The organism is Pseudomonas sp. IPO3778 (genome assembly GCF_013386825.1).
Taxonomy (GTDB): domain Bacteria; phylum Pseudomonadota; class Gammaproteobacteria; order Pseudomonadales; family Pseudomonadaceae; genus Aquipseudomonas.
The window spans coordinates 36,447-53,983 of sequence record NZ_JACARC010000045.1; the positions used below are offsets into that span (position 1 = coordinate 36,447).

The 17,537-nt window shown below is 61.0% G+C and carries 17 protein-coding genes; 5 read left to right on the top strand and 12 right to left on the bottom strand.

Annotated elements, in window-relative coordinates; translation table 11 throughout:
* Window positions 1–17 precede the first annotated feature (17 nt).
* The 6 genes from tauC to HX855_RS24325 form a co-directional block, all read right to left on the bottom strand.
* The gene (gene tauC / locus HX855_RS24300) at window positions 18–848 is read right to left on the bottom strand and encodes a taurine ABC transporter permease TauC (protein ID WP_177089743.1); all 831 of its coding nucleotides are present in this window, start codon (window positions 846–848) and stop codon (window positions 18–20) included.
* Window positions 845–1,624: a taurine ABC transporter ATP-binding subunit gene (gene tauB / locus HX855_RS24305; RefSeq protein WP_177089742.1), complete on the bottom strand. Its 780-nt coding sequence runs from the start codon at window positions 1,622–1,624 to the stop codon at window positions 845–847. The genes tauC and tauB overlap by 4 nt, the downstream gene beginning before the upstream one ends.
* A gap of 18 nt (window positions 1,625–1,642) precedes the next feature.
* Window positions 1,643–2,620 (bottom strand): taurine ABC transporter substrate-binding protein, encoded by a 978-nt coding sequence (gene tauA / locus HX855_RS24310; protein ID WP_177089741.1) that lies wholly within the window; start codon window positions 2,618–2,620, stop codon window positions 1,643–1,645.
* 212 nt (window positions 2,621–2,832) lie between these two features.
* A complete protein-coding gene (gshA, locus tag HX855_RS24315; RefSeq protein WP_177089740.1) occupies window positions 2,833–4,416 on the bottom strand; it encodes a glutamate--cysteine ligase in 1,584 nt (527 codons plus the stop codon).
* A gap of 214 nt (window positions 4,417–4,630) precedes the next feature.
* Window positions 4,631–5,014 carry a PaaI family thioesterase gene (locus HX855_RS24320; protein WP_008435797.1) on the bottom strand — a complete coding sequence of 128 codons (384 nt, stop codon included), beginning with the start codon at window positions 5,012–5,014 and terminating at the stop codon, window positions 4,631–4,633.
* Entirely contained in the window at window positions 5,014–7,338 is a 2,325-nt protein-coding gene (locus tag HX855_RS24325; protein ID WP_177089739.1) for a Tex family protein, read from the bottom strand. Before HX855_RS24325 ends, HX855_RS24320 begins: the two co-directional genes overlap by 1 nt.
* A gap of 356 nt (window positions 7,339–7,694) precedes the next feature.
* On the opposite strand from HX855_RS24325, the gene ompR reads away from it, so the two are divergent.
* Complete coding sequence (ompR, locus tag HX855_RS24330) at window positions 7,695–8,435, top strand: two-component system response regulator OmpR (RefSeq protein WP_003213175.1); 741 nt, start codon at window positions 7,695–7,697, stop codon at window positions 8,433–8,435.
* A gap of 116 nt (window positions 8,436–8,551) precedes the next feature.
* A complete protein-coding gene (locus HX855_RS24335; protein WP_177089738.1) occupies window positions 8,552–9,865 on the top strand; it encodes an ATP-binding protein in 1,314 nt (437 codons plus the stop codon).
* 124 nt (window positions 9,866–9,989) lie between these two features.
* On the opposite strand, the gene rimK is transcribed toward HX855_RS24335, so the two are convergent.
* Genes rimK through HX855_RS24350 form a run of 3 tightly spaced genes read right to left on the bottom strand, consistent with a single transcriptional unit; the run spans window position 9,990 to window position 12,170 of the window.
* Window positions 9,990–10,895: a 30S ribosomal protein S6--L-glutamate ligase gene (gene rimK, locus HX855_RS24340; protein ID WP_088424390.1), complete on the bottom strand. Its 906-nt coding sequence runs from the start codon at window positions 10,893–10,895 to the stop codon at window positions 9,990–9,992.
* Window positions 10,892–11,356: an ATP-dependent zinc protease gene (locus HX855_RS24345; protein WP_375140093.1), complete on the bottom strand. Its 465-nt coding sequence runs from the start codon at window positions 11,354–11,356 to the stop codon at window positions 10,892–10,894. The genes rimK and HX855_RS24345 overlap by 4 nt, the downstream gene beginning before the upstream one ends.
* A 34-nt stretch (window positions 11,357–11,390) precedes the next feature.
* The gene (locus tag HX855_RS24350; protein ID WP_177089736.1) at window positions 11,391–12,170 is read right to left on the bottom strand and encodes an EAL domain-containing protein; all 780 of its coding nucleotides are present in this window, start codon (window positions 12,168–12,170) and stop codon (window positions 11,391–11,393) included.
* A gap of 116 nt (window positions 12,171–12,286) precedes the next feature.
* Here HX855_RS24350 and HX855_RS24355 point away from each other — a divergent pair, with 116 nt between their 5' ends.
* From HX855_RS24355 to HX855_RS24365, 3 genes are all read left to right on the top strand, one after another.
* Window positions 12,287–12,694, top strand: coding sequence for an RNA-binding S4 domain-containing protein (locus HX855_RS24355; protein WP_177089735.1), 408 nt, complete (start codon window positions 12,287–12,289; stop codon window positions 12,692–12,694).
* A gap of 108 nt (window positions 12,695–12,802) precedes the next feature.
* On the top strand, window positions 12,803–13,705 hold the full coding sequence (hslO, locus tag HX855_RS24360; protein WP_177089734.1) for an Hsp33 family molecular chaperone HslO: 903 nt from the start codon (window positions 12,803–12,805) through the stop codon (window positions 13,703–13,705).
* Between the two features lie 179 nt (window positions 13,706–13,884).
* Window positions 13,885–15,426, top strand: coding sequence for a phosphoenolpyruvate carboxykinase (locus HX855_RS24365; protein ID WP_177089733.1), 1,542 nt, complete (start codon window positions 13,885–13,887; stop codon window positions 15,424–15,426).
* Window positions 15,427–15,485: 59 nt separating this feature from the next.
* On the opposite strand, the gene HX855_RS24370 is transcribed toward HX855_RS24365, so the two are convergent.
* From HX855_RS24370 to HX855_RS24380, 3 genes are all read right to left on the bottom strand, one after another.
* The gene (locus HX855_RS24370; protein ID WP_177089774.1) at window positions 15,486–16,337 is read right to left on the bottom strand and encodes a DMT family transporter; all 852 of its coding nucleotides are present in this window, start codon (window positions 16,335–16,337) and stop codon (window positions 15,486–15,488) included.
* A 109-nt stretch (window positions 16,338–16,446) separates the two neighbouring features.
* Entirely contained in the window at window positions 16,447–16,803 is a 357-nt protein-coding gene (locus HX855_RS24375; RefSeq protein ID WP_177089732.1) for a DUF1493 family protein, read from the bottom strand.
* A gap of 350 nt (window positions 16,804–17,153) precedes the next feature.
* A complete protein-coding gene (locus HX855_RS24380) occupies window positions 17,154–17,483 on the bottom strand; it encodes a hypothetical protein (protein WP_177089731.1) in 330 nt (109 codons plus the stop codon).
* Between the last annotated feature and the right edge of the window lie 54 nt (window positions 17,484–17,537).

The following is a 17,537-nucleotide window of genomic DNA, read 5'->3' on the forward strand; positions in this document are numbered from 1 at the left end:
TTCTCGTCGAAGATTTCTTAGTGTGCCTGGCCATGCCAAGGCACCAGTTTGCGCTGCAGGGCACGCAAGCCCATTTCCATGGCGAAGGCGATCAGCGCGATCACGAGGATCCCCAGCACCACCACGTCGGTGACCAGGAACTGCGCAGCCGACTGCACCATAAAGCCCAGGCCGCTGGTGGCGGCGATCAGCTCGGCGGCCACCAGGGTCGACCAGCCGACACCCAGGCCAATCCGCACGCCGGTGAGAATGTCGGGCAGGGCGCTGGGCAGGATCACATGGCGAATCAACTGGGCCCGGGTGGCGCCCAACGACTGCGCGGCGCGCAATTTGGCCGGGTCGACCGTGCGCACGCCGGTGGCGGTCGCGATGGCAATCGGCGCAAAAATCGCCAGGTAGATCAGCAGCACCTTGGACAGCTCGCCGATGCCGCACCAGATCACGATCAGGGGCAGATAGGCCAAAGGCGGAATCGGCCGGTAGAACTCGATCAGTGGGTCCAGAATGCCCCGGGCGATGCGGTTGGAGCCGATGGCAATACCGACCGGCACGGCGGTCAGCACGGCAAAACCGAGGCCCAGGCCGATGCGCTTGAGGCTCGCGCCCAAGTGCTGCCAGAGGGTGGAATCCATGTAGCCGGTGGTTGCCAGCAGCCAGCCTTTTTGCAGCACGGCGGAAGGTGGCGGCAGGAACAACGGCTCGATCAGCCCGCTGGCAGTCACAGCCCACCAGATGGCGACGAGCGTCACCAGGGTCAGCACGCTGATCCAGCGGGTGCTTAGGCTGCGGCGCACCGGCACCACCGGGGTAGGCGCGGTGCGGGTTGCCGGTAATTCGTAACTGCTCATGCGGACACCTGCCGTTGGGAGAACACCTTGCCCAGCACGTGTTCGCGGGTTTCGATAAAACGCGGGTCGGACTTGATCGCCCGCGCCGACTCACCGGCGGCGTAGCGCTGGCCGAAGTCCAGGCTCAGGTGCTCGACGATCTGCCCGGGGTTGGGCGCCAGCAGAATCAGATCCGTGGCGAGGAACACGGCTTCTTCGATGTCGTGGGTAATTAGAAACACCGGCTTTGCCGTACGCCGCCAGACTTGCAGCAACAGCTCTTGCATCTGTTCGCGGGTAAAGGCATCGAGGGCGCCGAAGGGTTCGTCCATCAGCAATACGCGCGGGTCGGCCGCCAACGCCCGGGCCAGGCCCACGCGTTGCTTCTGGCCGCCGGAGAGTTGCCAGATGCGGCGGCTGTCGAACCCGGCGAGGTCCACCAGGGCGAGCATCTCCCGGGCGCGAACTTCCCGTTGGGCCTTGGGCACGCCCGCCAACGCCAGGCCGAAGCCGACGTTGGCCAGCACGTCCTGCCAGGGCAGCAGGGCGTCGTCCTGGAACACCACGCCGCGTTCGGCGCTCGGGCCTTTCACCGGCACACCGTCAAGGGTGATGCGCCCGGCGCTGGGTTCGACAAAGCCGGCGATCAGGTTCAACAGCGAAGTCTTGCCACTGCCGGAAGGGCCGAGGGCCACCAGCAGTTGCTGGGGCCCAAGGCTCAGGGAAATATCTGCCAGTACGGGCTCCGGGCTGCCTGGGTACTGTGCGCTGATGCGCTCCAGTTGTAGCAAGGCCATCGCGGTTAACTCCTGGTATCAGTTAGTGATGAACTTCGGGCTGACGTACGGGGCGTAGTCCGGCAGTACGGCGTCGACCTTGCCCTGTTCCTTGAGGAACGCGGCGGTGTCGGTCACGGCTTTGGTGGTCGGTGCGCCCAGCAAGGTGACCTGGTCAGCCGCCAGCGGGTAGACGTTGCCTTGCAGCAGCAACGGAATGTCGCTGGCCTTGGCCCCGGAGAGCTTCACCAGTTTGTCGACGTTGCCTTTGTCAGCCAGCCAGGCTTGTGGGTCTTTGCGGTACGCGGCGTAGGCATCCAGGGTGACTTTGGCAAAGGCTGTGACGATTTCCGGGTGCTTCTCGGCGAAATCCTTACGCACGATCCAGGCATCGAACGTCGGCGCGCCAAACTTGGCCAATTCGCCGGAGGTGATCAGCACCTTGCCGTTTTCCTTGGCCACGCCCAGGGCCGGGTCCCACACATAGGTGGCGTCGATATCACCGCGCTTCCAGGCGGCGATGATGGCCGGTGGCGCGAGGTTCAGGATGGTCACTTTCGAAGGGTCAATGTTCCAGTGCTTCAGCGCGGCCAGCAGGCTGTAGTGGCCGGTGGAAACAAAGGGCACGGCAACTTTCTTGCCGATCAGGTCCTGCGGGCTGTTGATCCCGGAACCATTGCGGGCCACAAGGGCTTCGGCACCGCCGATCTGGGTGGCGATCAGGAAGGTTTCCACGGGCACCTTGCGGGTCACGGCAGCAGTCAGCGGGCTGGAACCCAGGTAGCCGATCTGCACGTCGCCGGAAGCGATGGCGGCGATGATGTCGGCACCGTTGTCGAATTTGCGCCAGTCGATCTTGGCGCCGGTGGCTTTTTCGTAGGCGCCGTCGGCCTGGGCGACTTTCGCCGGGTCAACGGTGGTCTGGTAAGCGATGGTCACGTCGGCGGCCTGGGCAAACAGGCTGGCACCGGCCAGGGACAAGGCCGCCAGGAGGCGAAGGGGGAAGTGCAGTTTCAAGGGGAAAGTCCTCATCAGGCGGCCGGAGGTCGGCGTCCAATGAGACTAAATGATCTAAGAATCCGAAAATAAATAACATTTTCGAATTAGCTTATTATGTAGGAGCGAGCTTGCTCGCGAAAAACGTCAACGATAACGCGTGCTGTCTGGGTGAACGCGTTGTTCTCAGGTTTTTCGCGAGCAAGCTCGCTCCTACAGTAGGTTGCGACTGGTTAGTTACTGATAGCGAGGATGCTCGCCTGGTACGACCCGACAAACACGTCAAAGTCGCCCACTTCGTTCTGCTCCAGCTCCGCCTGCTGCGCCAGCGAATTACGCGCCAGTTCCTCAAAGCGTGCCTGTTCCTCAGCCTTCAACGGCTCGCTGCGGAAGTACTCGGCATGCACCTGGCTCTGATGCAGCGAGAACTGCGCAAAGCTCTCTTTACGCTCGCTCATCGCCGCCAACACCTGGGCCGACGGGGTCAGGGACGAATCCTTGACCTTAGCCAGCTGGGCGTCCAGCGCCTGGCTGTGTTCATTGATGCCCTGGCTCTGATCCAGCAAGGCCGCCAGCGGAGCGATCTGCTCCAGCAGCTCGGCTGCCCATTCCTTCATGTCCACCGACTCACCACGGCGCTGCAATTGCAGGCCCGGGCGGCGACCTTCCTTGACCACGCTGAGGAAGTTGGAGGTGGCGTTGCCGCACTCGTTGTTGGCGAACAGCGGGCTGTCATTCAGCGCGCAATACAACAGGAACGCGTCGAGGAAGCGCGACTCTTGCAAGTCGATGCCCATCGGCAGGAACGGGTTGATGTCCAGGCAGCGCACTTCGATGTACTGAATGCCACGGGCCATCAGCGCCTGGATCGGCCGTTCGCCGGTGTAGGTCACGCGCTTGGGCCGGATGTTGGAGTAGTACTCGTTTTCGATCTGCAGGATGTTGGTGTTGAGCTGAACCCACTCACCGTCCTTATGGGTGCCGACTTCGACGTAGGGTGCGTAGGGCGTTGCCACCGCTTCGCGCAGGCTGTCGGTGTAGCTCGGCAGATCGTTGTAGCACGGCGTCAGGCCGGCCTGGGCGTTGCTCTGGTAACCCAGGTCACTCATGCGCAGGCTGGTGGCGTACGGCAGGTACAGGGTATCGGCGTCGAGCACTTCGAGCTGGTGCGAGCGACCCCGCAGGAAACCCGCGTCCAGGGCCGGCGAGGCGCCGAACAGGTACATCAGCAGCCAGCTGTAGCGGCGGAAGTTACGGATCAGCGCGATATAGGCCGTGGACTGGTAGTCCCGGTCGGTGCCCACAAAGCCTTCGGCTTCCTTGAGCAAGGGCCAGAGGTCTTCCGGCAGGGAAAAGTTGTAGTGGATCCCGGCGATGCACTGCATGGTCTTGCCGTAACGCAGGGCCAGGCCTTTGCGATACACGTACTTGAGCTGTCCGATGTTGGAGGTGCCGTAGTAGGCAATCGGAATATCTTCCTCGGCCGGCAACGGGCACGGCATCGATGGACTCCACAGGTACTCGTTGCCGAGCTTGCTGTAGGCAAAGCGATGGATCTTGTCGAGGCTGCTCAGGGTATCGGCCGGGTTGGGCAACGCCGGCGTGATGAACTCCAGCAGCGACTCGGAATAGTCGGTGGTGATCTGTTCGTGGGTCAGTGCAGCGCCCAGGGCCTCGGGATGCGGCGTTTGTGCCAGTCGGCCTTCGCCGGTGACGCGCAGGCATTCGCGCTCGATGCCGTGCAGGCATTGCTCGAGCAAAGAGAGGTGTTCGTGCTTGCCGAGCAGGGCCAGGCGGCGGTTGAGAAGTTCGCTCAAGTTGGATTCCTTCACGCGTCAGTCGCCCCAATATGGGGGTGGTCAGGACGGTCTACAAGGGTGAAGTGGAAACTGGCGTTATCGCCTGGTTTTTGAGCCGGATTGACCCACTCTGAAAGAGCCGCCCTCGTCCCTGAATCTGGCTATCGCGCACGAAGAAAAGTTCGGCGCAACTTTCGCAGCGCCGAAATTAACTCAAATCGATGACAGGGAGCTATAGGACAGCGAAGGTGCCTTGTGCTTTTGCGACCAGTTTTTCATCCTGGTACACGTCCGCTTCGACCACCAGCGTGCGCCGGCCGGGGTGAATCACCCGGGCGGTGCACAGTACGTCCCCGTCGGAAACGGCGCGGATATAGTTGATTTTGCATTCGATGGTCGCGCTCTGCTGGTCGAAACCATGGGAGCTGGAACACGCCAGCCCCATGGCAATGTCCACCAGGCTGAAGATCGCCCCGCCATGGAGCTTGCCAGCGCGGTTGCGCAGCTGCGGTTCCAGGGTCATGGCCACCTCGGCAACGCCGGTCTCCAGGCGCTGCAGGCGGCAGCCAATGAGTTCGCTGAAAGCGCTGTGGGTCAAGCCGGCTGGCAGTTCCATTAACGTTTCTTCAGTTGTTTGGCGTTGGCGAACAGCGAAGCCATGGCGTTATTGGCCGGGGCTGGCGCAGCGGTTTCCCTGCGCGGGGCGCTGCCTTGGGACTGGCGTGGCGCCGAGCCCGGGCGTGCACCGCGGGCACCGTCGATCTTCTCGCCCGGGGTGTCGCTCATGCGCATCGACAGGCCGACGCGTTTGCGCGGGATGTCGACTTCCATGACTTTCACCTTGACCACGTCACCGGCTTTTACCGCTTCACGCGGGTCCTTGATGAACTTCTCCGAAAGTGCAGAGATGTGCACCAAACCGTCCTGATGCACGCCGATATCCACAAACGCGCCGAAGTTGGTCACGTTGGTGACCACGCCTTCGAGGATCATCCCCAGTTGCAGGTCCTTGAGGTCTTCAACGCCTTCCTGGAACTCGGCGGTCTTGAACTCGGGGCGCGGGTCGCGGCCAGGTTTTTCCAGCTCTTGCAGGATGTCGGTGATGGTCGGCACGCCGAAGGTTTCGTCGGTGTACTTCTTCGGGTCCAGGCGCTTGAGGAACGCAGCGTCGCCGATCAGCGAGCGGATATCGCGGTCGGTTTCAGCGGCAATGCGTTGGACCAGCGGGTAGGCTTCCGGGTGAACAGCCGAAGAATCCAGCGGGTTGTCGCCGTTCATGACGCGCAGGAAACCGGCGGCTTGTTCGAAGGTTTTTTCGCCAAGGCGTGCGACTTTTTTCAGCGCTGCACGGGTCTTGAACGCACCGTTTTCGTCGCGGTGGGTCACGATGTTCTGTGCCAGGGTGGAATTGAGGCCGGAAATGCGCGCCAGCAACGCCACCGAGGCGGTGTTGACGTCGACACCGACTTTGTTCACGCAGTCTTCAACCACGGCGTCCAGGCCACGTGCCAGTTTCAGCTGCGACACGTCGTGCTGGTATTGGCCGACACCGATGGATTTCGGGTCGATCTTCACCAGTTCGGCCAGCGGATCCTGCAGGCGGCGAGCGATGGACACCGCGCCACGGATCGACACGTCGAGGTCCGGGAACTCCTTGGAGGCCAGTTCAGACGCGGAGTACACCGAAGCGCCAGCCTCGGAGACCATCACCTTGGTCATCTGCATGCCTGGGTATTTTTTGATCAGCTCGGCGGCCAGCTTGTCGGTCTCACGGCTGGCGGTGCCGTTGCCGATGGCGATCAGGTCCACCGAGTGCTTGGCGCACAGGGCTGCGAGGATCGCGATGGTCTGGTCCCACTTGTTGTGGGGCACGTGGGGGTAAACCGTGGCGTGGTCGAGCATCTTGCCGGTGGCGTCGACCACGGCAACCTTGCAGCCGGTACGCAGGCCCGGGTCGAGGCCCAGGGTAGCGCGTGGGCCGGCGGGTGCGGCCAGCAGCAGGTCGTGCAGGTTATGGGCGAAAACGCTGATGGCTTCGGTTTCGGCGCCGTCGCGCAGTTCGCCCAGCAGGTCGGTTTCCAGGTGGGTGTAGAGTTTGACCTTCCAGGTCCAGCGCACGACTTCACTGAGCCATTTGTCCGCAGGACGATTCTGATTCTGGATGCCGAATTGTTGACCTATCATGCCTTCGCACGGGTGCATGGTGCCCGGCAGTTCGTCGCCAACCTTCAGCGCAGAACTCAGGATACCTTCGTTGCGACCGCGGAAAATCGCGAGGGCACGGTGGGACGGCATGCTTTTCAGCGGTTCGTCGTGTTCGAAGTAATCGCGGAACTTGGCGCCTTCCTCTTCCTTGCCGGCGATCACGCGGGCACTCAGGGTGGCTTCCTGCTTCAGGTAGCTGCGCAGTTTTTCCAGCAGGTTGGCGTCTTCGGCGAAGCGCTCCATGAGGATGTACTTGGCACCTTCGAGGGCAGCCTTGACGTCGGCGACGCCTTTTTCGGCATCGACAAAGCGTGCCGCTTCGCTTTCCGGCGCCAGGGACGGGTCGTTGAACAGGCCGTCGGCCAGCTCGCCGAGGCCGGCTTCCAGAGCAATTTGGCCCTTGGTGCGGCGCTTCTGCTTGTACGGCAGGTACAAGTCTTCGAGGCGGGTCTTGGTGTCGGCGAGCTTGATGTCCCGTTCCAGTTGCGGGGTCAGCTTGCCTTGCTCTTCGATGCTGGCGAGGATGCTGATACGCCGTTCGTCGAGTTCTCGCAGGTAGCGCAGGCGCTCTTCCAGATGCCGCAACTGGATATCATCGAGGCTGCCGGTGACTTCTTTACGGTAACGGGCGATGAAGGGCACCGTGGAGCCCTCATCCAGTAGAGCGACGGCCGCTTCGACCTGTTGTGGGCGTACACCGAGTTCCTCGGCGATGCGGCTGTTGATGCTGTCCATAAAACCACCTGAAATTCTGAAAGCAGGCTCGCAGGCCCGGAAAACAAGGCTTGCGAGGCTGGTTGAGCGGCCCGACTGGCGCCGCTGCCTGGGTCAAGAGGCAGCCTATTGACCCTCGAAATCGAAAAAATCACGACAAGCGGGTGAAAAAATCCCCTGGCAGTAAACGGTAACGAACTGACGTTGCCCTGCACAAAGGCGCCGCATTATAACCAGCGTTCCGGCCTTGGGGGGATTGCGCCGGTGGTTGCAGGGCGCGAGTCCGCTGGCGGTAGAGGAAAAATCTGCTAACAATGCACACGGTGCGTATAACGGCAGCTACGCCATAATGCGCGCCGAGATAAGAGGAGCATCTAATGAGCAGCACTGCACAAACTGCTGAAGGCGAAAAAATTCTCATCGTTGATGATGATCCGGGGCTGAGCAGCCTGCTGGAGCGTTTCTTCAACTCCAAGGGCTATCGCGCCCGCGCGGTGCCGAACACCGAACAGATGGACCGCCTGTTGGGACGTGAAGTCTTCAACCTGGTGGTGCTGGACCTGATGCTGCCCGGCGAAGACGGCTTGACCGCCTGCAAACGCCTGCGCGGCGCCAACAATCAGATCCCGATCATCATGCTGACCGCCAAGGGCGATGAGCTGAGCCGCATCAAGGGCCTTGAACTGGGCGCCGACGATTATCTGGCCAAGCCGTTCAACCCGGATGAGCTGATGGCGCGGGTCAAGGCCGTACTGCGTCGCCAGGCCGCCCCGGTACCGGGCGCTCCAGGCAGCGAAGACGAAAGCGTGACCTTCGGTGACTACGAGCTGTCGCTGGCCACCCGTGAGCTCAAGCGTGGCGATGAAGTGCACATGCTGACCACCGGCGAATTCGCCGTGCTCAAGGCACTGGTGATGAACGCCCGCCAGCCACTGACCCGCGACAAGCTGATGAACCTGGCCCGTGGCCGCGAATGGGACGCCCTGGAGCGCTCCATCGACGTACAAATCTCCCGTCTGCGCCGGATGATCGAACCCGATCCATCCAAGCCGCGTTATATCCAGACGGTGTGGGGTGTGGGTTACGTGTTCGTGCCGGATGGCACTGCGACCAAGTGACCGATGATTTGCAGAAGCGGGCTTACCGGTGTTGACTCGATAAGAGTCAGCCGGTTACTCGGCGTTTGCAATTCTGCGAGCCTGGCTCGCTCCTGCAAGGTGTTCAGCTGTCTTTTATGAAAACCCCGTTGTGGTTCCCGCAGAGTTTCTTCTCCCGCACCCTTTGGTTGGTGCTCATCGTCGTACTGTTTTCCAAGGCCCTGACCCTCGTTTATCTGTTGATGAACGAAGACGTGCTGGTGGACCGGCAGTACAGCCATGGCGTGGCCTTGACCTTGCGCGCCTATTGGGCCGCAGACCCTGAAAATCGCGAGAAGATCGCCAAGGCCGCCACCCTGGTCCGGGTCGCGGGCGCAGGCGTGCCCGAGGGCGAGCAACATTGGCCCTACAGCGAAATCTACCAGCGCCAGATGCAGGCCGAACTGGGTGACGACACCGAGGTGCGGCTGCGCATGCATGTGTCACCGGCGCTGTGGGTGCGGGCGCCGAGCCTGGGCCAGGACTGGCTGAAAGTGCCGCTGTATCCGCACCCGTTGCGGGGGCAGAAGATCTGGAACGTGCTGGGCTGGTTCCTGGCGATTGGCCTGCTGTCCACCGCGTCTGCCTGGATTTTCGTGCGTCAACTCAACCAGCCGCTCAAGCGGCTGGTGTTTGCAGCACGCCAACTGGGCCAGGGCCGTAGTGTGCGCCTGCCTATCAGCGACACGCCGAGTGAAATGACCGAGGTGTACAGCGCGTTCAACCAGATGGCCGAGGATGTCGAACAGGCGGGTCGCGAGCGCGAACTGATGCTGGCGGGGGTGTCCCATGACCTGCGCACGCCGCTGACGCGCCTGCGGCTGTCCCTGGAGTTGATGGGCAATCACACTGACCTGACCGACGACATGGTCCGCGACATCGAGGACATGGACGCGATTCTCGACCAGTTCCTGGCGTTTATCCGCGATGGCCGGGACGAGGTGGTGGAAGAGGTCGATCTGACGGACCTGGTACGTGAGGTGGTGGCACCCTACAACCAGAACGGCGAGCAGGTGCGTATGCGCCTGGAGCCGATCCAGCCGTTCGCGTTGCGCCGGGTATCGATGAAGCGGTTGCTGAACAACCTGATTGGCAACGCCCTGCATCACGCCGGTTCCGATGTGGAAGTGGCGGCGTATGTCTCCGGGGATACCAGTGCACCTTACGTGGTGCTGAGTGTGATGGACCGGGGCGCCGGTATCGATCCGGCGGAGCTGGAGGGCATCTTCAACCCGTTCACCCGTGGCGACCGTGCCCGGGGTGGCAAGGGCACCGGCCTGGGGCTGGCGATTGTGCGGCGGATTGCTTCGATGCATGGCGGCAATGTCGAATTGCGAAACCGGCCGGACGGCGGTCTGGAAGCGCGAGTGCGCTTGCCATTGGGGCTGATGTTGCCTAGAGACGCGGTCTAAATGTGGGAGCGGGCTTGCTCGCGAAGGCGGTGGGTCAGTCCATAGAAATGTCGACTGACCCACCGCCTTCGCGAGCAAGCCCGCTCCCACACTAGTTTTGCGGCGCTTTATAGGTCGGGTGTATTCAACCCTTGCCTTTGGTGCGCGTCATATTCGGCCCACCACTCTTCTCCAGATGCTGAATGATGATCCCCGCCACATCCTTGCCCGTGGTGGTCTCAATCCCTTCCAGGCCCGGTGACGAGTTCACCTCCATCACCAGCGGCCCGTGGTTGGAGCGCAAGATATCCACACCCGCCACACTCAAACCCATGACCTTGGCTGCCCGCAGGGCCGTCATGCGCTCTTCCGGGGTGATCTTGATCAGGCTGGCACTGCCGCCACGGTGCAGGTTGGAGCGAAACTCACCCGGCTTGGCCTGGCGCTTCATCGCGGCAATGACCTTGTCGCCCACCACGAAGCAGCGGATATCCGCACCGCCGGCTTCCTTGATGTACTCCTGCACCATGATGTTCTGCTTGAGGCCCATGAACGCCTCGATCACCGACTCGGCGGCCGTCGCGGTTTCACACAGCACCACGCCGATGCCTTGTGTGCCTTCCAGCACCTTGATCACCAGCGGCGCGCCGTTGACCATTTCGATCAGGTCGGGGATGTCATCCGGGGAGTGTGCAAAGCCGGTGACCGGCAAGCCAATGCCCCGACGAGACAGCAACTGCAGTGAACGCAGTTTGTCCCGCGAACGGGCGATGGCCACCGACTCATTGAGGGGGAACACACCCATCATTTCAAACTGGCGCAACACTGCGCAGCCATAGAACGTTACCGAAGCACCGATACGCGGGATCACCGCGTCGAAGCCTTCCAGCGGTTTGCCCCGGTAGTGGATCTGCGGCTTATGACTGGCAATGTTCATATAGGCGCGCAACGTATCGATCACCACCATCTCATGGCCACGTTCGGTGCCGGCCTCGACCAGGCGACGGGTGGAATACAGACGCGGGTTACGCGACAGCACAGCGATCTTCATGCAACACCTGTGGCAGAGGTAGTAGAGACCGGGAACACCGGCTTGTCTTGAACGTATTTGACGCCGGGACTGACCACCAGTTGGCCGTCAATCAGGGCCTTGGAGCCCAGCAACAGGCGGTAACGCATGGCCTTGCGGCAGGCGAGGGTGAATTCCACCCGCCATACCCGATCGCCCAGGGCCAGGGTGGTGCTGATCACATACCGCACCTGGGCCTGGCCGTTGGAGCTTTTAATGGTTTTCATCGCCACCAGCGGTGCTTCGCAGCGCCGGTGACGCAGTTGCACCACGCTGCCCAGGTGCGCGGTGAAGCGCACCCACTTTGCACCGTCGCGCTCAAACGGCTCGATCTCGGTGGCGTGCAGGCTTGAGGTACTGGCGCCGGTGTCGATCTTTGCGCGCAGGCCCGCCACTCCCAAGTCGGGAAGTGCCACCCACTCACGTAGACCCACAACGGTCAAATGGTCAAATGTCTTCAATATGAATAACCAGCAATTAATTCGCCCAGGCGTCGGGTGATACCTCGGCCAAGGCTTTGAATGCAGGCTTGGCGAACCAGTAGCCCTGCATCAGAAATATTCCACAGTCGGCGAGAAAGTCTCGTTCGCCAGCACTTTCGATGCCTTCGGCGATGACAGTAACGCCCAACTGCTCACAGATTGTGACAATCCCCCGGACGATCACCTGACGGACACGATCACGGTCGACATCGCGGATCAGCGCCATATCGAGTTTGATCAAGTCAGGTTGGAAATCGGCCAGCAGATTCAGCCCCGAATAGCCCGCCCCGAAATCGTCGATGGCGGTCTTGAAGCCGAATTCGCGGTATTCACGCAGAATATTGGTCAAATGGCGATAGTTATCTACGTGCTCGCTTTCCAGGGTCTCGAAAATCAGGCGATCCAACGGAAAATTATGCACGCGGGCCGCCTCCAGGGTACTGCGAATGCACAGTTCGGGCCGATAGACCGCATTGGGCATGAAGTTGATTGAAAGGTACGTCTGCATGTTGAGCGTCGCGGCGGTGGCGATCGCCTTGGTGCGGCATTGCTGGTCGAAACGGTAGCGATTGCTGTCGTTGACCTGATCCAGCACCGACAGCGCTCCCTCGCCATTGACGCCGCGCACCAGGGCTTCATGGGCAAAGACCGACTGGTCGCGCAGGTCCACGATAGGCTGATACGCAAAGGCAAACTCAAAGCCCAGCGGCTCGCTTTGCTGGCAACCCGCGCAGCCTTGTTTGGGCGAGGTGAGTGAAATGGGGAAGTCGGTCACACGTTAACCTCGCGAAAACAGGTTGCTACCTGGCGTATCTTAGGTGAGCTCAAGGGTTTATGCGTTGAAGGGTTTCAACGGTAAAGTTGCGACATTTTTCAGAGCGAGGAATTCAAGTGGCTCAGAAGCAGGAAGAGGAAGAAAAAGTCCGGTTGGACAAGTGGCTGTGGGCGGCGCGCTTCTACAAAACCCGTGCCCTGGCCAAGACCGCTATCGAAAGTGGCAAGGTGCATTGCCGTGGCGAACGTTGCAAGCCCGGCAAGGAGCCACGCATTGGCGATGAGTTTCAGATTCGTGTCGGGTTTGACGAGCGTACCGTGGTCGTTCAAGCGCTTTCGACCGTCCGCCGAGGGGCGCCCGAAGCGCAGGCCTTGTACGCCGAAACCGAAGCCAGCATCGCCAAGCGCGAAAATGCGGCTGCAATGCGCAAGGCCGGTTCCCTGGGCATGACCACCGATGGCAAACCGAGCAAGAAACAGCGTCGCGACCTGTTCAAATTTCGCGGCAGTGGCAACGACGATTGAGTCTGCCGGTAATCGCCCAGGGTGCAGACTGGCTTGGAACAAACCGGGATTGTTCATAGACTGTTGCATCTTCGCGTTAAAACTCCCCAATTTCAGATACCCAGACCTATGACTGATCTACCGGATACCGACTTCACCCAACGCTTCATCTTCGACGACAACGACGCCCGCGGCGAACTGGTCGCCCTGGAGCGCAGCTATGCCGAAGTCCTTGCCAAGCACCCCTATCCGGAGCCGGTCGCGCAATTGCTCGGCGAGCTGATGGCGGCCGCCTCGCTGCTGGTAGGCACCCTGAAGTTCGATGGCCTGCTGATCCTGCAAGCCCGCTCCGACGGCCCGATCCCGATGCTGATGATCGAATGCTCCAGCGAGCGCGAGATCCGTGGCCTGGCCCGCTATGAAGCCGACCAGATCGCCCCCGACGCGACCTTGGCCGACCTGATGCCCAACGGCGTGCTCGCCCTGACCGTCGACCCGACCCAGGGCCAACGCTACCAGGGCATCGTTGACCTGGACGGCGCCAACCTCTCGGAATGCTTCACCAACTACTTCGTCATGTCCCAGCAAGTGGGCACCCGCTTCTGGCTCAACGCCGACGGCAAGCGCGCCCGCGGCCTGCTGTTGCAGCAACTGCCGGCCGACCGTATCAAGGACGAAGAAGACCGTGCCGCCAGCTGGCAGCACATCACCGCGCTGGCTACCACGCTGACTGCCGAGGAGCTGCTGGGCCTGGACAACGAAACCGTCCTGCATCGCCTCTACCACGAAGAGGCGGTACGCCTGTTCGACGTGCAACCGCTGAGCTTCCGTTGCAGCTGTTCCCGCGAGCGCTCTGCCAACGCTCTGGTCAGCCTTGGTCTGGAAGATGCTCAGGATCTGGTGGTGGAACACGGTGGTCATATCGAGATCGACTGCCAGTTCTGCAACCAGCGCTATCTGTTCGACGCTGCCGATATTGCTCAATTATTCGCCGGCGCAGGCGTAGACACCCCTTCAGGCACCCGCCACTAAAACGTTTAAGCACAGGTAAATCACCTGACAAACGCCGGATTTCCGCCGTTCTGACCGGAGGGCCCTACTCTTTTTGGGCTTTTCTGGCATAATCCGGCCCACTTTTTTCGCGGTAGTAGTGCGCCACTTTCTACTACAAAACGTTTGGAGCACTCGGCCATAGGCCGACGGGGAACCTCATGACGCAAGCCAATAACGCCGTATACACTGACCTGAGTGTTGACGATCTGGTCAAAGAAGCCCTGCAGCGCGGTGAAGGCGTGCTTGCCGATACTGGCGCGCTGGTCGTAGAAACCGGTCACCGTACCGGCCGTTCGCCAGTCGACCGTTTCATCGTTGAAGAGCCTTCCACCCAGGCTGCCATTGCCTGGGGCCCGATCAACCGCAAGTTCCCGGCCGACAAGTTCGACGCCCTGTGGGCTCGCGTCGAGGCATTCAACAACGCGCAAGAGCATTTCGTTTCCCACGTTCACGTAGGGGCTGCAGAAGACCACTACCTGGCCGTGAAAATGACCACCCAGACTGCCTGGCAGAACCTGTTCGGTCGTTGCCTGTTCATCAACCCGGCCCAGTACAACCCTGCCGGTCGTGACGAGTGGCAAGTGCTCAACGTGGCCAACTTCGAATGCGTGCCAGAGCGTGACGGCACCAACTCCGACGGTTGCGTGATCCTCAATTTCGCCCAGAAAAAAGTCCTGATCGCCGGCATGCGTTACGCCGGTGAAATGAAAAAAGCCATGTTCTCGGTGCAGAACTTCCTGCTGCCCGCTGCCGACGTGCTGCCCATGCACTGTGCTGCCAACATCGGCGAAGCTGGAGACGTGACCCTGTTCTTCGGCCTGTCGGGCACCGGTAAAACCACCCTGTCCGCCGACGAAAGCCGTTACCTGATCGGTGACGACGAGCACGGTTGGGGCGAGGGCGTGGTGTTCAACATCGAAGGCGGTTGCTATGCCAAGTGCATCGACCTGTCCGAGAAGAACGAGCCGGTTATCTGGAAAGCCATCAAGCACGGCACCGTGCTCGAAAACGTGGTGATCGACGATGCCAAGCACGCCGACTACACCAACGTCAGCCTGACCCAGAACAGCCGTGCCGCCTACCCGCTGGAGCACGTGGCCAAGCGCTCCGAGCAAAACCTCGGTGGCGAGCCAAACGCGGTGATCTTCCTGACCTGCGACCTGACCGGCGTTCTGCCGCCCGTGTCGATCCTCAGCGAAGAGCAAGCGGCCTACCACTTCCTGTCTGGCTACACCGCACTGGTGGGCTCGACCGAAATGGGTTCGGGCAGCGGCATCAAGTCGACCTTCTCCACCTGCTTCGGCGCGCCGTTCTTCCCACGCCCGGCCGGTGAATACGCAGAACTGCTGATCAAGCGCGTGCGCGGCTTCGGCTCCAAGGTCTACCTGGTCAACACCGGCTGGACCGGCGGCGGCTACGGCGTTGGCAAGCGCTTCAACATCCCGACCACCCGTGGCGTGATTGCAGCGATCCAGAGCGGCGCGTTGATCGGTGCCGAAACCGAGCACCTGGACACCATCAACCTGGACGTGCCGTTGGCAGTACCGGGCGTCGAGACTGGCCTGTTGAACCCACGTAACACCTGGGCTGACAAGGCTGCTTACGACGAAGCCGCGAAAGCGCTGGCGGGTCTGTTCATTGAGAACTTCAAGAAGTTTGAAGTGAGCGATGCGATCAAGGCAGCGGGTCCGAAGTTGTAAGAGTCGACCGTTGTTAAAAAAGCCGCCCCTTTGTGGGCGGCTTTTTTGTGGGCGAAGGATCAGTCGACGAGGTGCAAAACCACGGCGCCCACCAACACCAGCACGACCCCGGTGACTTGCACTGCTGAGAGCCGCTCCTTGAAAAATACAAACCCCAACACCGCGGCAATCCCGCCGGATAAGGTACTGATTACGGTCACCACCGAAACCGACCCCGTCATCGCGCCCCACGAGAATGCCGAAAATCCACCCAGGTTCATCAGGCTCGCGCCGGTCAGCGTTGCACAGTTTTTCAGCGGCGGGATTTTCAGGCCGTCTTTGACTTTGAGCACCATCAGCACCAGTACGCACAGGCCTACCAGATAACCCAGCCAAAGCATCGTGACCGGGCCAAGCGTCGGCAGGGTGTAGCGGCCTTGTACCCAAAAGCTTGTGCCGTAGAGCAACGCTGCGAGCATCGCGTAGGCAATCGAGCGGCTGGAGCTGTTGTGAGGGACGCCGGTGTCCTTGTGAATGCTGGACAGGATCACGCCAATCACGCAAAGGGCGATACAGCCAAGTTGGATCAGGCTGATGTGTTCGCCGCTGGCCCATGACAGCAAAGTGGTCACGACGCCGTAGGACGTTACCAGCGGCGCGACGATGGCCGCTTTGCCCAGGGCGAAGGCCTTGGACAGTGCGAGGGCGCCGGAGACGGTCAGCAGGGCTGCTGCGGCGCCCAGGAGCCAGACGCTCAACGGTGCCGCGAGGGATTTGACGAGGAAGACCGGGAATACGGCCAGCAGCAGAGTCATGATCAGGAAGCCCAGGGCCTGGCCGAAGTACACCGCACGTTTCACGCCGACGGCTCGGGCGTTGAGGCCCACGAGGAAGTCCGTGCCGCCCCAGAGCAGGGCGGCCAGCAGGCCCATTAATACGTCCATGTAAGGTCCTTGTTATTTTTTTGAGGGCTGCGGTGTATCAGTTTATAGGTGCATCGACTCTGCCGGCCTCATCGCGGGCAAGCCCGGCTCCCACATGTCAGCTGAGGTTTTCCAGGGTTTGGGTGTCCCACCGGTGAGTCTTGATAGCCAGGTAGAGCATGCCGATGGTCAGCGGGATTTTATCGCCGCGACCTTTGGCTCGGCGTTTCAGGAACACATCGAAGACCGGAGGCTGGAAGTAACGATAAGCGTCGTAGTCGTTCAAGTCGACGGCGAAGTCTTGTTCCAACGCTTCCATGAGTTGTTTGGCTTCGCTGCCGTTGCAGCCCAGGTCGAGGTTGATTGAGGTTTCAAGGCGGATGGTCTTGTGTTCAGGCAAGCCGATTTCTTCGTGCAGCAGTTCCAGGAGTTGCTGCATGGCGGCGTCTTCGGGGAAGTTGGGAGCCAGGTTCATGGTGGGTATAGGCACAAGTGAAGTAGATGGGGATAACTGACTTTAATCGACGGTACGGTTTTCGTCCCGGAATCAAACGGATCCCGGTTGTGAGAGCGAGGATTGAAGTAACACCAGTCTGGATTGGGCCATTCTCTACGAGGTGTTGCCGCAGGCAATAGAGGATTCGACAGTTGTTGAAAGCAGTTTAGGACGAGGATGGCAGGGCTTGGGGCGCTTTCTGACAGAGTTATCTTCTAAATGCGGCGATTCACACGGGGCGAGTTGGGTTTGCCCAGGACAACGCTAGGTCAGAGGGGAGGGAGGGTTCTGACAATTGGTTGCCACGGGCAAGTCCGCTCACTCGATTTTTAGCTGGGCGGCTGCTGTGGAGGTGTTCGGTTGATGGCCTCGGAGGAGGTGAGTTGCATCATTCCGGTTTGGGCGACCTCCAGTAGATCGCAACCGTCCTGGACGAGCAGGTACAGGGCATTGGTGATGTGGGAAATGTCTTTGAGGTCGGCCTGTTCGAAGGTCAGGCAGGAGAAGGTTTCCAGCAGGTCGGCTGCGGCGCGGATGCGTTGGTGGGCGGCGGACTGGATGTCTTCGGCGGCGGCTTCGGTGTCGATGAGCAGGGGGTGGGTATCGGTGAAGTTGGTGCCAAGTGGAAGGTAGCGTTTTGTCGCTTCAGGTGTTTGCATTTGAAGGTACTCGGTTTGCTGTTAAGTAACCGTCATCACCGTGGCCAAACGATG

Excerpts from the sequence above, each read along its gene's own strand:
- tauC (WP_177089743.1), bottom strand. The coding sequence starts at position 848 with ATGAGCAGTTACGAATTACCGGCAACCCGCACCGCGCCTACCCCGGTG.
- tauB (WP_177089742.1), bottom strand. The coding sequence starts at position 1,624 with ATGGCCTTGCTACAACTGGAGCGCATCAGCGCACAGTACCCAGGCAGC.
- HX855_RS24320 (WP_008435797.1), bottom strand. The coding sequence starts at position 5,014 with ATGGAACTGCCAGCCGGCTTGACCCACAGCGCTTTCAGCGAACTCATT.
- HX855_RS24325 (WP_177089739.1), bottom strand. The coding sequence starts at position 7,338 with ATGGACAGCATCAACAGCCGCATCGCCGAGGAACTCGGTGTACGCCCA.
- ompR (WP_003213175.1), top strand. The coding sequence starts at position 7,695 with ATGAGCAGCACTGCACAAACTGCTGAAGGCGAAAAAATTCTCATCGTT.
- HX855_RS24335 (WP_177089738.1), top strand. The coding sequence starts at position 8,552 with ATGAAAACCCCGTTGTGGTTCCCGCAGAGTTTCTTCTCCCGCACCCTT.
- rimK (WP_088424390.1), bottom strand. The coding sequence starts at position 10,895 with ATGAAGATCGCTGTGCTGTCGCGTAACCCGCGTCTGTATTCCACCCGT.
- hslO (WP_177089734.1), top strand. The coding sequence starts at position 12,803 with ATGACTGATCTACCGGATACCGACTTCACCCAACGCTTCATCTTCGAC.
- HX855_RS24365 (WP_177089733.1), top strand. The coding sequence starts at position 13,885 with ATGACGCAAGCCAATAACGCCGTATACACTGACCTGAGTGTTGACGAT.
- HX855_RS24370 (WP_177089774.1), bottom strand. The coding sequence starts at position 16,337 with ATGGGCCTGCTGGCCGCCCTGCTCTGGGGCGGCACGGACTTCCTCGTG.
- HX855_RS24375 (WP_177089732.1), bottom strand. The coding sequence starts at position 16,803 with ATGAACCTGGCTCCCAACTTCCCCGAAGACGCCGCCATGCAGCAACTC.
- HX855_RS24380 (WP_177089731.1), bottom strand. The coding sequence starts at position 17,483 with ATGCAAACACCTGAAGCGACAAAACGCTACCTTCCACTTGGCACCAAC.